The 13,739-nt window shown below is 41.2% G+C and carries 16 protein-coding genes, 1 tRNA gene and 1 pseudogene; 7 read left to right on the top strand and 11 right to left on the bottom strand.

What is annotated here, in order from left to right:
* The first annotated feature begins 7 nt into the window (after nt 1–7).
* Nucleotides 8–277 carry a thioredoxin gene (gene trxA / locus ACM9H2_RS05005; RefSeq protein WP_415488847.1) on the top strand — a complete coding sequence of 90 codons (270 nt, stop codon included), beginning with the start codon at nt 8–10 and terminating at the stop codon, nt 275–277.
* Between the two features lie 11 nt (nt 278–288).
* On the opposite strand, the gene npdG is transcribed toward trxA, so the two are convergent.
* The 3 genes from npdG to ACM9H2_RS04990 form a co-directional block, all read right to left on the bottom strand.
* Nucleotides 289–963, bottom strand: a complete 675-nt coding sequence (gene npdG, locus ACM9H2_RS05000) for an NADPH-dependent F420 reductase (protein WP_415488845.1) — start codon at nt 961–963, stop codon at nt 289–291.
* Nucleotides 964–1,028: 65 nt separating this feature from the next.
* Complete coding sequence (locus ACM9H2_RS04995; protein WP_415488843.1) at nt 1,029–1,889, bottom strand: TIGR01548 family HAD-type hydrolase; 861 nt, start codon at nt 1,887–1,889, stop codon at nt 1,029–1,031.
* A 42-nt stretch (nt 1,890–1,931) separates the two neighbouring features.
* A complete protein-coding gene (locus tag ACM9H2_RS04990) occupies nt 1,932–2,318 on the bottom strand; it encodes a UPF0146 family protein (protein ID WP_415488841.1) in 387 nt (128 codons plus the stop codon).
* A 39-nt stretch (nt 2,319–2,357) separates the two neighbouring features.
* On the opposite strand from ACM9H2_RS04990, the gene ACM9H2_RS04985 reads away from it, so the two are divergent.
* Nucleotides 2,358–2,879 carry an archaemetzincin family Zn-dependent metalloprotease gene (locus ACM9H2_RS04985; RefSeq protein ID WP_415488839.1) on the top strand — a complete coding sequence of 174 codons (522 nt, stop codon included), beginning with the start codon at nt 2,358–2,360 and terminating at the stop codon, nt 2,877–2,879.
* A gap of 47 nt (nt 2,880–2,926) precedes the next feature.
* On the opposite strand, the gene ACM9H2_RS04980 is transcribed toward ACM9H2_RS04985, so the two are convergent.
* The 3 genes from ACM9H2_RS04980 to ACM9H2_RS04970 form a co-directional block, all read right to left on the bottom strand.
* Nucleotides 2,927–4,759 (bottom strand): ribosome biogenesis/translation initiation ATPase RLI, encoded by a 1,833-nt coding sequence (locus ACM9H2_RS04980; RefSeq protein WP_415488837.1) that lies wholly within the window; start codon nt 4,757–4,759, stop codon nt 2,927–2,929.
* Between the two features lie 2 nt (nt 4,760–4,761).
* Nucleotides 4,762–5,058, bottom strand: coding sequence for a hypothetical protein (locus ACM9H2_RS04975; RefSeq protein WP_415488835.1), 297 nt, complete (start codon nt 5,056–5,058; stop codon nt 4,762–4,764).
* Between the two features lie 151 nt (nt 5,059–5,209).
* Nucleotides 5,210–6,331 (bottom strand): pyridoxal phosphate-dependent aminotransferase, encoded by a 1,122-nt coding sequence (locus ACM9H2_RS04970; RefSeq protein ID WP_415488833.1) that lies wholly within the window; start codon nt 6,329–6,331, stop codon nt 5,210–5,212.
* Between the two features lie 379 nt (nt 6,332–6,710).
* Here ACM9H2_RS04970 and ACM9H2_RS04965 point away from each other — a divergent pair, with 379 nt between their 5' ends.
* The 3 genes from ACM9H2_RS04965 (at nt 6,711) to ACM9H2_RS04955 (ending at nt 8,532) form a co-directional block, all read left to right on the top strand.
* Nucleotides 6,711–7,364, top strand: coding sequence for a sulfite exporter TauE/SafE family protein (locus ACM9H2_RS04965; protein ID WP_415488831.1), 654 nt, complete (start codon nt 6,711–6,713; stop codon nt 7,362–7,364).
* Nucleotides 7,365–7,861: 497 nt separating this feature from the next.
* Nucleotides 7,862–8,392, top strand: coding sequence for a cob(I)yrinic acid a,c-diamide adenosyltransferase (locus ACM9H2_RS04960; RefSeq protein ID WP_415488829.1), 531 nt, complete (start codon nt 7,862–7,864; stop codon nt 8,390–8,392).
* A gap of 65 nt (nt 8,393–8,457) precedes the next feature.
* Nucleotides 8,458–8,532: transfer RNA gene (locus ACM9H2_RS04955), tRNA-Val, on the top strand.
* Between the two features lie 38 nt (nt 8,533–8,570).
* Here ACM9H2_RS04955 and ACM9H2_RS04950 read toward each other — a convergent pair.
* Genes ACM9H2_RS04950 through ACM9H2_RS04940 form a run of 3 tightly spaced genes read right to left on the bottom strand, consistent with a single transcriptional unit; the run spans nt 8,571 to nt 11,307 of the window.
* Nucleotides 8,571–9,254, bottom strand: coding sequence for a hypothetical protein (locus tag ACM9H2_RS04950; protein ID WP_415488827.1), 684 nt, complete (start codon nt 9,252–9,254; stop codon nt 8,571–8,573).
* A gap of 2 nt (nt 9,255–9,256) precedes the next feature.
* Nucleotides 9,257–10,042, bottom strand: a complete 786-nt coding sequence (locus ACM9H2_RS04945; protein WP_415488825.1) for a cupin domain-containing protein — start codon at nt 10,040–10,042, stop codon at nt 9,257–9,259.
* Between the two features lie 38 nt (nt 10,043–10,080).
* Entirely contained in the window at nt 10,081–11,307 is a 1,227-nt protein-coding gene (locus tag ACM9H2_RS04940; RefSeq protein ID WP_415488823.1) for an ATP-binding protein, read from the bottom strand.
* Nucleotides 11,308–11,375: 68 nt separating this feature from the next.
* Between ACM9H2_RS04940 and ACM9H2_RS04935 the strand changes: the two genes are divergently transcribed.
* Complete coding sequence (locus ACM9H2_RS04935) at nt 11,376–11,891, top strand: hypothetical protein (protein WP_415488821.1); 516 nt, start codon at nt 11,376–11,378, stop codon at nt 11,889–11,891.
* Between the two features lie 14 nt (nt 11,892–11,905).
* Here the strand turns inward: ACM9H2_RS04935 and ACM9H2_RS04930 are convergent, their stop codons facing one another.
* Entirely contained in the window at nt 11,906–12,493 is a 588-nt protein-coding gene (locus tag ACM9H2_RS04930) for a SprT-like domain-containing protein (protein ID WP_415488819.1), read from the bottom strand.
* A gap of 3 nt (nt 12,494–12,496) precedes the next feature.
* On the bottom strand, nt 12,497–13,342 hold the full coding sequence (locus tag ACM9H2_RS04925) for a deoxyribonuclease IV (RefSeq protein ID WP_415488817.1): 846 nt from the start codon (nt 13,340–13,342) through the stop codon (nt 12,497–12,499).
* 179 nt (nt 13,343–13,521) lie between these two features.
* Between ACM9H2_RS04925 and ACM9H2_RS04920 the strand changes: the two are divergent.
* A pseudogene (locus tag ACM9H2_RS04920) lies at nt 13,522–13,739 on the top strand (hypothetical protein); the annotation flags it as partial.

The raw sequence follows: 13,739 nt of genomic DNA, 5'->3' as shown, positions 1-13,739 counted from the left end.
GAGATAAATGACTATAACTGTAAAAGATTTCTATGCAGATTGGTGTGGCCCATGTAAAATGCAAGATCCTATTCTAGAAGAATTAGAAGGAGAATGGGAAGGGAAAGTTGTTTTTGAAAAAATAGATGTGGATACTCACCAAGATATTGCTAATAAGTACCAAGTTAGATCAATACCAACAATTGTGATTGAAGATGATGAGGGAGTAATTTCGAGATTTGTAGGAGTTACACAAAAGGAAGATCTAGAAAGTGTCTTCCAACAAAATAGTAGTTGAAAATAAAAGCTTTACTTGATTTCAATACCCAATTCGTCCATGTCTTTGTTGGATTTGGAAATATTAATCAGTACAGGAGTGATTCCTTCTATTTCTGCGGAGTTGGCAAGTGCACCGGCATCGACAGCTCGTAAGCCATTGATTTCATTGGAAATTTGAATGACAACCTGTTTAGCATCGGCATCATCTCCAACAACGAGGGTATCAAAATCTAGAGGAGCGTCTAGATCGGATAATCGGTGGGCAGGGAGAGTGTGGAATGCCCCTATGAGAGGGACACCATCGGGAGAAGCGTTTGCCGCATATTCAGTGACGCTTCGACTAGAGGGGGGAGGAGAAGAGTAGAAATTCCCATCATCATCGCGTTTTAAGCCAACCGCAGGGCTGATCAGGATAGACCCAGGGGATATGGCTTCAGTTATAGATTTAATTGTGTCTACGATATAATAAGGAGGCACAGAAAGGACGATGATATCTGCCCCGACGGTCATTTCATCGTTACCACCTCCAAGGACAGTTCGTTTCTTTCCGCGATTAGAAAGTTCTAGCTCGTATTTTTTTGCACTATCAATTCCTTTTTGAGGATCTCGAGAACCAATTCGAATTTCGTGAGTGGTATCATGGGCCCACCGGAGAGCTAAACCTTCTCCGATATCTCCAGTCCCACCTATTAATGTAATTATCACATGGTAACTAAAAAATCAAGGGATATGGACCCACCGATTTTAATTTTTTCATAAGTGAAAGTGATTTAAAAATTCAATAGAAGTTCGGGTAAATCATTGACAGTAGAGATGACGGCATCTGCTCCGTTTTCTTCAAACATTTTTTTTCCAGAGATTCCTGAGAGTCCGCCAGTGAGAACTCCGACACCACGGTAGTTTCGGGATGGGTCGGCTTTAGTGGCATTCACCACAGTTTTGATATCATCAAGGGTGTCCCCCACATAAACCAGTGAAGAGGAATTAAATTTTTCTGCCAGGGAAATGAGTCCCGCAGGATGGGGCTTTTTAGAGGGGGAGTTTTCCATTGCCATAACGTAATCATCAGATATGTCGAGTTCCATGCTATCGAGAGCCATGTGTGCCTCAGAGAGGGGCCTACCAGTGAGAACTCCGACATTGAATTGAGTTAGTAATTGATCAATCGTTTGTGCAGAGATTATATTTTCTTCAGATAGATAGTAACCAGGAACATCAATGATGGGTTCGTGTTGGAAACATTCAAGAAATTTTTTCCTGCCTAGATAGAAGGATTGGAACATGGCCCGTACAGCGCCGGGGTCCCATTCGTCTTCAGCAGCAGATCCTATCACTTTAGAAATAGTTTTTTTAGTAGCAGGTAGACCCCCTCCATTGTCTCCTATTTTTTGAACTAAAGAGGCGAAAGTGTCGGGGTGGCCATGGCGTTTTGCCAGTGTGCACAGTATCCCAGCATCGGTTAGTTCCCAATCGTCGTTGAAACCACCGGCGTTTTTCAGTAGTTGAATTCGTTCGAGTGGGAATTCTTCCCCGCTGAGACTTTCGATCGTGTCTGCAATGGCGCGCCTATAAGATTCCGATACATCCACCATAACTCCATCTATGTCGAGAATGATCGAATCTACTTGCATGAATGCATAGAGGTTTCTTATAGATGTAAGAGTTTGTGATTTTTATTCCAATGCCCAATAGATAGTTTCCCCGGGGGTTGTTTCAATTCGGACGGGTATTTCTGGAAAATCATTCCCCAATGTTGTGAATAGAAATTTAGATTTGACCTGTAAGGCAACATTAAGAGTTGGTTGATGTAACTCAGGGGGTAGGTTCAATGCATAGATTATGTCTGCTTTAGAATATAAGTCTAAGAGGGGGTCGCATATATCATCGAGAACAAATTGGACCCCGTCAGGGGGGTTGCACTGATGGATATCAGTGGCCACTATAATTCTATTTTCAGAAAGGGAATGGGCCACGTCAAATCTAGAACCGATTCCGACTTCGACCAATCTTTTGAACGGACGGAGAATAGAGAGGAGAGAGGTTGTTGAATCAGAGTGCACGTCGGGAAGTTTATGCCTCGGTACTCATATGTTCTTCGTATGCTCGTCGAAATAATACCACTCGGAAGTATAGAGGCAGCCATTAAGCGAGAGGTATCTTCGGCGTTGAGGAATGTTTATGGAGTTGATGTGTCATTTCAGGAGGCAAAGCAAATGCCACAGGGATTATATGAGAATTCTAGGGGGCAATATCGAGCTGAAGGTCTTCTAGAGTTCACTGCGCAGAGGGGGAGGGGAGAAAAAATTGTGGCCATAACAAACGATGATATGTACTACACAGGGAGGAACTATGTTTTTGGCCTAGCATATCTAGGTGGGAAAGCTTGTATAATATCAACTTATAGATTGAAAAAACAAACGCAAAGAGAGTTTTCTGGGAAGACTGAACAAGAGGTATTCGTTGGAAGAGTGAGAAAGGAAGTAATACACGAAGTTGGCCATACATTAGGTCTAGAACATTGCAGTAATAATAGATGTGTCATGTCTTTTTCTCCTACGGTTTTAGATGTTGATCGGAAAGAGGAATATCTTTGTGGGGCTTGTAGAAGGGAATTGGATTAGAAGAGATAGATTAGTGAAGAGAAGAAATATAGAACGAATGGGAAGAATCACTCGGCTGGCAGATAATAATACTCTCCAGATTTTATTTGTTCTTTGTCTTTTTGACTACCTGGTTTATTAACCCGAGGTCGTTGGGTTCGTTCGTCTCTTCGGAAAGTGATTCCAAGATTGGAAAGGAATTCATTCATTCCAGTCCGCATATCCGTAGGAGTACTTGCGGTGCCGAATTCAGAAGGGGTGCCACTGAAAACTAAGAGTCGACTAACCAGAAGATCTAGCATGTAAATATCGTGATCAATTACCATAACGGATGCACCAGTATGCTCTGCAAACCTCCGGATTGCACGAGTAGCTTGAGAGCGTTGTTCAACGTCTAGATGTGCAGAAGGTTCGTCTAAAAGATAAAGGTCTGCAGGGGCAGACAAACAAGCTGCTATTGCAACTCTCTGCCGCTCTCCACCAGATAGATCTGGGAGAGTTTGGCTCATGATTTTATCTAGTTGTAAGGGAAGGGCGATTTCAGTATTCCAATAAGAAGTACCAAAATCAGATGCTATATTGGCCAGATAAGTATCTACTCGGATAGATTCTTCTGAATTCAAATACTGAGGCTTGTACGAAATGGACACACTAGAATCAAGGGAAAACGAATCGGTGTTTTGTTCTCCTGCAAGTATGTTTGCGAAAGTGGACTTTCCAATTCCATTGGGGCCAACAACACCGAGAACCTCATGTTGATTGATAATACCAGGTTTTACTGTTAAAGAGAATCCCGTTTCGTAGGTCATTTCGATGAGAGGGTAAGATAGGAGGGGTTCTGTTTCTATGTTAATTTTTGGGGCACGTTGGTCGAAAGTTATACTTTGAGGTCTGACACGCATATTTTCGTTTTTCAAAAAGCCAGATAAATATTCGTTAATTCCAATTCGAGTGGATTTTACATCAGTAACAACCCCAAATCCACCTGCGGTTCCATAGGCTATATGGATAGAATCTGCGATTAGGTCTAAAATGGCTAGATCGTGTTCAACAACTAGTATAGATCGGTTTTCAGAGATGGCCATGTTTCGAATGACATTTGCAGCTGCAATGCGTTGTCTGATGTCGAGATACGGTGTGATTTCATCTAGGAAATAGAAATCGGCATCTCGGGCCAAAGTTGCGGCAATAGCAACTCGTTGGAGTTCGCCTCCAGAAAGGGTCTTAATGTCATTGTCTAAGAGAGGTTTGAGTGATAGTTCTTCGGTTAAATTATCAAGCTCGCCGCGTTCGTCTACATTTTCTAGTAGGTTGCGGGTAGTGCCTTCGAATGCGTGAGGAATAGACTCAACGTATTGTGGTTTATGGGCCACATTGATTGATTCGTCTTGGAGCTTTTCTAGATAGTTTTGAAGAGAGGTTCCTTTATAGTTAGAAATAGCCGATTCAAAAGTAGCGGGGGAAGAATAGTCGCCTAGGTTGGGTATTATGCTTCCAGAAAGAACTTTTAGAGAAGTCGTTTTTCCAATTCCATTTGGGCCAAGGAGACCAATAACACTTCCAGATTTTGGGGCAGGGAGACCATACAGGACAAATGTATTTTCTCCATATCTATGGATAGGAGATTCGTCTAACTCACTAGGCAAATTTATAATTTCTATCGCGTCGAATGGGCATCTTTTTATACAAATTCCGCATTTTTCGCCTAAGCATATTTCTTCGGAGATTCTAATTTGTTCAGGGCGTCCAACGAAGAGATCATCAGAATCGTAAAAGTCCCCACGAGTGACTATGCAGTCTTTACCAGTGCGATTTGGGGGGCAATAGTTGGCACACTCATAATTGCACCTATCGGGTTGACAATGGTCAAGATTAACAACTGCAATCGATTTTTTTGCCATGGTTAAAAGGATACATTAGCGGTCAAGAGAAGGGTCCAAGTAACAAACCACATTGTGAATGTCATAAAAGACACGTAAAAATGATCTTTCTTGGAAAATGCTGAAACATTTACTCCGAGTAATTGCATAATTCCCAGTCCCAAAAACAAACTGGCGATAAGGATGGGTACAGAAATTAAGATATCAGAGGGCCCGCTTGAGAGTGAGTGAGTAACCAAGGCGGCTACTATCCCTACAATAGTAGAAGTTCCTGTTGCACGGAGACTTCGTAGGTGGGCTTCTCTTTTAGATAGTGTCATGAATTAGTTCAGGAGGGGATTAGTAGAAGACCCTTGTTATTGTAAAATTGAAAGTGCCATAATTGAGAAAGAAACGGTCTGTTTATTCGAAGGAAGGGATGTTGGATAAAATTGTACAAATGGCCGAAGAAGAATACAACCAAAGGGTAAATTAATTGAGAGACCGAGTGACCTGACGCATGATGTCTATAGCCTTTTCGAGTTGGTCTATGTCAACAGTATAGGCAATCCTAGCACTTCCATTGCCTAGAGTTCCAAAGGCATTTCCGGGAACTACAATTACATCGCGGCTAAGAACATCATCGATCCAACCAGAAGGGACAGTTGGAAAAGCATAAAATGCCCCCTCGGGAACGGGAACGTCTAATCCCATATCAAGAAGTCCATCTACGAGGATGTCACGCCTTTGTTTGAATGCGCCGACCATTTCGAGGATGGAATCCTGAGGTCCAGATAGGGCTGCCTCTGCGGCGTGTTGAGATACGGCACTAGCGCAAGCTTGGGCGTATTGGTGGATTCGGAGCATTTTATCTATTCGCTCTTTCGACCCGGCAACCCACCCTAATCGCCACCCTGTCATGGAATAAGATTTAGAGCAAGTGTTGACTATGAGGACATTATCAGACTTTGAAAATTCCATAGGGGACCTATGCGCTCCTTCAAATACAAAATGTTCATAGACCTCATCGGAAATGCAAAGGATATCATAATCATCTGCAATTCTAGCAAATTCCTTCATATCAGATTTTGATTGGACACCACCGGTGGGGTTTCCAGGGGAGTTGACAATGAAGGCTGCTACATCCTCAGAGATCGCGTTTTCAATGGAAGAGGGATCCATGGTCAAATCTTTACGTAAACTGATGGGAACGGGAATGCCACCAGATATGTGAGTAAGTGCACGATAGGAAACAAATCCAGGATCTGGAATTAAGACTTTGTCTCCAGGATTTACGTGAGCTGCAATTGCTATGTGTAATGCTTCACTCCCTCCAGCGGTGGCAATAATATTTTCAGGAGGTATATTAAGCGAGTTATCACGAGAATGTTTGTGTGAAATTGCACGACGTAGCTCTAAAATTCCATTATTTGGAGTATAACTGTCAGAATCACCGTTATTTATCGATCGAATTGCAGCGTCTCTAATATGAGAGGGTGTGGGGAAATCGGGTTGACCCAGTCCCAAATTTATTGCATTCGGACCCGCAGAATCGAACACTTTTCGGATGCCACTGATAGAAATGGAGTCTATACGGGTGGCGAAATTCGTCATATGGTAAAGCATCAGGTCAACGTGAATAAACTTTAAGATCGAAAGATACCGATAAAAATTATATATATAGCAACATAAAGTACATATTAATAGACAAAAGTATGGTAAAATGCGAAGACTAAGTCGTGTCTGACTATTTTGTACCCAAAAGGACCAAACGGTATGAACAAGCAGAACAAACCCACTTGGTTTTTAGACCGGATTCGAGTGTGGTTCGTGCAACTCTAGAAAATGATTGAATACACCCACAGTTGTCGCAATGAAATTGGCGGGTATAAACCATTATACGAATAGTAAAACGGGGGGGTTAATTCAAGTTTATGATAGAATCCCACTGTAAAGCCAATTAGATTTTAAATTATATTGACAAAGAGAGTCTATGTTTGAATTTATCGGGCACAGTTTTGCAGATCAGCCAATGATTAGCATAATCGCAATTGGTATTTTGATAGGGATTGGACATTCTTTCGAAATAGACCATATTTTGGCAGTGACCACATTGGTAAGTGAAAAAAAATATGCAGCCCCCTGGAAAATTGGGAGTTCGTGGGGGATTGGGCATTCGATCACCACGGGGGTAATAGGAACTTTATTGCTATTTTTAGATGTTAAATTGCCAGGGTCATTATATGAAGTGGGAGAAATTGCAGTTGGGATTACACTGATATATATAGGGTTAAAATATTTAGTTTTTAAAGAGGTAAGAAATACCCACAAACACAAACATGGAAGTGAATTCGGTCACTTAAATCCTATGCAAAAATTGTCTGATTGGAACGTAACATCAGTATTGGTAGGAATGATCCATGGGGTTGCAGGTAGTGGGTTCTTAATTCTATTACTCATAACATCATCAGAAACGATGGATGGGGTCCTTTTTCTTAGTTCATTTTGTATTTCCATTATAGTGACAATGGGGATTGTAGCTCAATTATGGAAAAAACTTCAAGGTATCCATGAAAAGGGCATGGGGAACATTGCAGGGGTTGTAAGTATAATTGCGGGTTTGTTGCTCATAGTGGAATACATTTGAGCAAAGATTAATCGCAAAAAGAGACCCAGTTGTAGAGGGTGGTTTTTACACTATAATGAGAATATACGAAAGGCCAAAACATTAAAAATCGGCTGATAGACCACCCATAGGATAAAAAGAAATGCTAGTGCGTTTTTGAGATTGGTTGGTTCATAGAGGAATATTAAAATGAGAGCTAGAAAAATTTTGAAAAATACTACGTACAAGATCCCGTAGACATACAATTGCTTTTTTGACCATGTGTTCCAGCCTTCAAAAGAGTAGCAATCTCGAAAGAACCCCATGTCGAATTGGTGACTTGGAACGGCATATAAGTTTTGGACATAGAATTAAAAATCAGTAGATAGGTGGAGTCTATCGATTTTAGTAAATATATAAACTGTATGATGGGATATATAAACAATAGATAGAAATCAAACTTAGAAAACGCATATGTTTGTGGAAGATAGAATAGGTAAAACGATACCACCTCGCACAAAAGGAGCTGTAAAAATCACATGAAGATATATACAAAGCGCGGAGATTTGGGAAAGACTGACTTGGCAAGTGGAGAGAGGGTAGATAAAGATGACATCAGAATTGAATCAGATGGCACCGTTGATGAATTGAATTCGAGTATAGGGCTGGTTTCTATGGCAAAATATAGAGACATAGAGGCACATCTTAATGAAATTCAGAATCATCTACATATAATTCAAGCACAACTTGCAAGAGTAGAAGAGGGAGGGGAGGTGAGGATAACATTCGAACATATTCAGTTAGTTGAAAGTTGGATTGATGATTGCGAGGAGGAATTAGAGCCACTTCAATCGTTTATACTCCCAGGAGGGAGTGAGGAGGGTGCGAAATTACATAATTCAAGGGCGATATGTAGAAGAGCAGAGAGAAGGGTGGTTGCACTCTCTAAAGAAGGAAACGAAGTGGGATTGTGTATAGAATATCTAAATAGACTATCGGATGCCATGTTCGTATTTGCGCGTTTGATCAATCAACGCGAAGGGGTTGAGGAAAAAAATCCATCTTATTGATAAAAGATTCTGCAAAAACCCAATAACGCTTAATAGATATAAAAAAGTAATAAGTCCATATACAGGGGTCGGTGGTCTAGTCTGGTTATGACGTCGCATTCACATTGCGGAGATCGCCAGTTCGAATCTGGCTCGACCCATTTAGTATAGATTATAAATAGAAGAAATGGAAGGGTGACTATCCTTCGAATTCGGGTGCGTTTTCAAATTGTTCTAAGTCGTTGAATCCAAGACCTAGGTGATTATAGATACGCGCATTACAACAGAGTAATCTGGCGGGGTAGTCCTCGCTAGCGTTTATATGTTGATGTGCAGTGTTAGTGGGGATGAAAATTACGTCGTTGGTTTCCCATAAAAATTTTTGGGGTTCTTTTGGCCACTCCCAGACAACTTTGTCCCTCATAACAGCGGTCGGATCCCAATGGAGATCGTATCCCTCCCCATCTAAAACAAATACCAACTCTTCGCTCATATGTCGATGTTTGCCTGATTTCCCTCCAGGAGGTATAATTTGCATATAGAGATCGGTGTTAACGGCACCTGTAGAGCCAAGGTCTCTCTCCATTTTTTCATTGAGAAGCCATTTTATTTTTCCTTGGGGAGAATCTTCCCAGGGCATCTCTTCTGGTTTGATAATTTTATGGAGAGGGCCGCGGGGTCCGTGTTGGGAAAGTGGGTTCTGTTTTGAATCCTCAAGGAATTCTTGATAGTGAGTTGTGGTTAGATTTCCACGCTCCCATTCATCGCGTTCGTCCATATGAATATAGTCATCAGGAACCATTTCTTTGGTTCTTTTCCTATGCCTAGGTATATGATCAAATTCATAGTTATGAGGATCGTCGAAGTCAACGTTTTCTGCCATAGCTATACACCTGACCTCTGGGTTGCAGATTTAACTGCTGCTTCTTCTTTAGAGAGCATCTGCCTCATCTGTGCATATTGATCATGATCTTCCTTAGAATATTCTTCACGGCCAACGTTCCAATCGAATGGGGGAACCCAATTAGGATCTTTTGCGCGATCTCCAGGGGTGTGCCGAACTGTTCCTTGGTATACAAGATGTAAGAAATTGTAAATTGGAAGTGAATTATATACTAAAAGGCGGCATGGTTTATCAGGATCAACGGAATAGTGTTCATGTACACATCCACCATGGATTACAATTAGATCTCCAGCTTCCCAAATATATTCCTCACCGTCGTGAATTTCATATCCCTTTCCCTCTAAAACATACATCATCGCTTCATTTTGATGAGCATGCTTTTTGTCGTCTGCTTCGGGGGCAAGGACGCGCTCCATGAGAGACATGCTTTGGGTCCTTCCTTTCCAAGGACGGACATAAGATCGTCCCCATGCTTTTGAGCCCTCAAGTAGAGAGTTCTCAGTTTTGGATTTGAGGGGGATATCAGACCCCTTTATTATTCGTTTGGCAGGGTCCCGTAATGCGGCCCATACTTCGCGATTATCGAAATGGCGCTCTGCCACTTCTTGTATAAATATTCTTCTATTACTGTATACTTTATCTGCAGGGCAGTCAACGGCTTGGATAGTTGTCGTTGATCCACCATCTGCACGTACGTCGAGAAGACCCCGATGTTTCTTTTTTGTTTGATTTGGATCGGAGGAATGCTCATGTTTGTGTTTTGACATTAATAAGCCTCTATTGAAGATATAGATTCTTTTTGTAATTAAAGTTTTATTTTAAAAATACCTATCAATTTTACCAAAATTATCAAAAATCCACGGAGAGAAACGCGCCATAGGTATAGAATCAATTGTCCAAGTTCCCAAATTGGACTGAAATCTTGAGAAACGTCCGCTGTAGTTTGTTTCTTCGTATTCGCATTGATTGATTCTATTGAGTCTTCTAAGAGTTTATTCGGAGAGGGATTTGGCAGAGATACCGGCTTAGAAGGTTCAATTCGTTTTGTAGAAGGGAGAGGGGGGTTTGCATCCAGTTCTGATGTCAATTCCAGAATACGGTTTTCTAGGTCTTTGATACGAGAATTTTTGGAGGTGAGTTCGGTTCTCAATGCGTTCGGATCCAGTTTAGGGGGAGGACCTTCTATAGAGCGTAGTTGTTCAATTAATTCGCTCTGATCTGATTTAAAAGTGGGGCGGACTATATCTGAAGTGTGGGGCGTTGCGCCCTCATCGAACGTTTCTTTCTGTTTTATTGTGACTCTAGTAGTTTCATCCCAGTCTGTTACTAAAAATGCCTCTCCTGTTTTTAGAGAGGATATTTGATTTGCATAGTCAACTCCCAATGTTTGGTTTACTGCTTTTTTGTCTATCGCCCATGTAAAGCGGTGCCAAACGGACCAGCTACATTGGGTAATGAAATCTTTATCCACGGCGGATGGCCTTTGAGATATTCCACAAATTCCAAGTCCGCGTTTCCGTCCGCGTTTGGCTATTCGGATGATATTTTGTGCCAGCTCATCTACACCACCTTGTTGCGGAATAAATTCATGTACTTCCTCAATTACAATTAAAAAGTGTTTCCGATGTTCTTTTTCCTTATGGAATAGTAACGTGACAACCTCATTGATGATTGATTTTGATTGTTCAGTTTTGAAAGTAGAGACATCTAGAATGATAGGTGCCCCTTGGATTAGCGCAAGGTCCGTGATTAGATCCACCCTTTCTAACGTTAATTCGACATCCGACTCTTCTTTTTGCCCCACGTGAATGAGATCTTTGAATTTCTCTTTCAAGCCACGATATTCACCATCAGTATCAATGATTAAGAGAGGGCAACGGTTCTTAAGAAGTTCTTCAATTACCACACTGGCCGTGTTGGATTTTCCAGATCCAGATTTGCCTGTAATAAAGCCACGTCCAGTGACAATAGACGGGATAGGCAAAGTAACACCATCATTGGTTACTGTGATAGTTTTGGAATTCTGAGGCATTAAATAAACGATTTTTGGGCGCCATGTATATAGCCTTCCCTCTACTGAAATACAAGAGAGGAAAAATTATGAAAGGGTTTAGAAAAAAAAGGAGGGCAAGAACGGTGGGTGTGAAAATAGATATTCCAAAAAAAATTAAAGGGGTTGTGAAAGGAATTAGAGAGATAACAAAATTAGTGAACAAGGTTGGATCGAGTAAATTGGGGAAGAATGGAGTTCAAGTTATATTTTTTACTTTGGTTTTTACATTGGCAGCAGTGGGGTTGGTGGGATTGATCAATGGTCAAAATACAGGAAGTGATGGGAGATTGGGATTTTATGTATTATTTAGTTCAGTGGTGTTCATAGTCACTATTTATTCTATAGAAAAAACGAAACGTAAGAATGCAATGGACATAATGAAAGTGGTAATTGCGATTACAATCTTTGGGTTCGTTCTAGTATCATTGTCTGGAGAAGGGTTGGTTAGAATAGTACAAGGGACAGGGTACACGTTGCAGACATATTTATATTTGGTAACAGGAGGGTTATTGTGTTCAGGAGTTGGTTGGTGGGTAATACGACATTGGAAAGAATATACGTGAAATGATATAGGAGATTACCAATGAATTCCTATTTTTTTCCGTGCCCGTCGATATTCTAAATGTGTGTTCCAGCGAATGGACGTGCCCACATGTTCGACTGTGTAAGGAGACCCACATTTGCGACAGCGATAGAAATGGAAGGGGTGAGTTACTGTTTTCGATGCGCGATGACGAATGGTTTTCCACTGGCAGTCTTTGTTTTTACAGATGAGATAGAATCTAGGGGAACAAAAGGCATCGCAATGAAGGGGTGCATCTAATTGTTGTGCTTTTTCTTTGAATAACGATCCGTGAGAAGTTGATCCATAGGTTTGATATTCCCATACGTGAATCAACTCATGTCGTATGATGCTCTTGAATTTCTCCCATCCATAGGCCTGGAAAGCTTTCCACGTAAGAGAGATGAGAATGTCAGGAGATCCGGGAGAAAATTTACAGCAAGCTGCCCGTTTTGTTGCACGACGAGATATAGTCCAATGGATAACGGAAATGTCAATAGGTAATTTGATTGTTTTAGAATATTCAATCGCATGATCGATTAACTCCGAAGGAGTAGTTGGGTAAGAGATAGAGGTCCTTTTCAACGCGGGTTCTATCACCATGGTTTAAGAATCGTCCCTTAATTCTCTTATTTTTTGAATGTCCCAAGAATGGTCTTTTTCGGCATCTATTGGCGTTTCTAGAACCATGGGAAGGTCTCTAAAGAGTTTGTGGTTGATGAGAGTTCTAAAGGGCCCCTCTCCGATTTCCCCATCTCCTATGTGTTCGTGTTCATCTTTTTTTGATCCGAATGGGTGCTTCGAATCGTTTAGATGTAAATAACGCACATTTTCAATGCCGATTGTCCCTTCAATTTCATCAATCATCTGAGAGATTTCTTCGTCAGTTCCAAATCCATATCCAGCAGAAAATAGGTGACAGGTATCAAGGCATACCCCTATCTCGTCGTATCCATATGTCGATTCTTCCACCATCGTTTGGAGTTCTGCGAACGTCTCCCCTAGAGTAGTGCCTTTTCCAGCAGTGTTCTCTAGAAGTAGTGTGACAGAGCTTGGGATCTCCAATTGAGAAAGTCGCATGGCTATGTTCTTCAATCCTTTCTCAACCCCTTCTCCCGTGTGTGCACCGGGGTGGAAGGTATAATAGGGAATATCCAACTCTGCCGAGGCATCTAATTCTCCTTGAACAGTTGCAACGGATTTCTCTGCTAATTCTTCTTTTGGTGTTGCCAAATTGATTAGATACGTTCCGTGGACTATCCACGGTCCAACGTCTTTTTCTGAGCAGTATTTTTTAAATAGGTCTGCACCCTCTTTTTTGACTTCTCCCACTTTCCATCCCCGAGGAGAACCTACAAAAAGTTGACCGCAGTTTCCTTTTATTTCCACTTGGCGGTCGACCGCTTTTTCAACTCCACCTGCTGTTGAAACATGTGAACCAATCCTAAACATAGTCTTTCTTAGCATGTCTTAGCAATATATTGTAGGTTTTACTATCCGTGGCGTTCCATAACGAAGGGGCAGAGGAATTATTAAAATTGTAAGTTATATTTATTAAAAACAATATATCTTATACCATATTTGGTCAGCTTTTTAAAGGGGAGATCGATAGAAGAATTCAAGGAAATTGTATGGAAAAACTATATTCTATTTTAGTTTGTGTTCTGCTGATAACAACAGTATTTGCAGGGTGTATTGGAGAAGTGCAAGAAGGAAGTTATAGTGAAGATGTAGGAGCAGAAAGTCACGATCATGCTGACCATTCTGACCACGATCATGGGGAAGAAGATACTAAGAAAGAAGTTCCAAAAGAGCAGGTTTCCTCGATTATAGCACCCGGAGTACCTAC

Source organism: Candidatus Hikarchaeum yamanae, assembly GCF_009889665.1.
Classification (GTDB): Archaea; Halobacteriota; Halobacteria; order Halobacteriales; family Hikarchaeaceae; genus Hikarchaeum; species Hikarchaeum yamanae.
The sequence above is the reverse complement of the archived record's forward strand: the minus strand, read 5'-3'. Positions and strand labels throughout refer to the sequence as shown.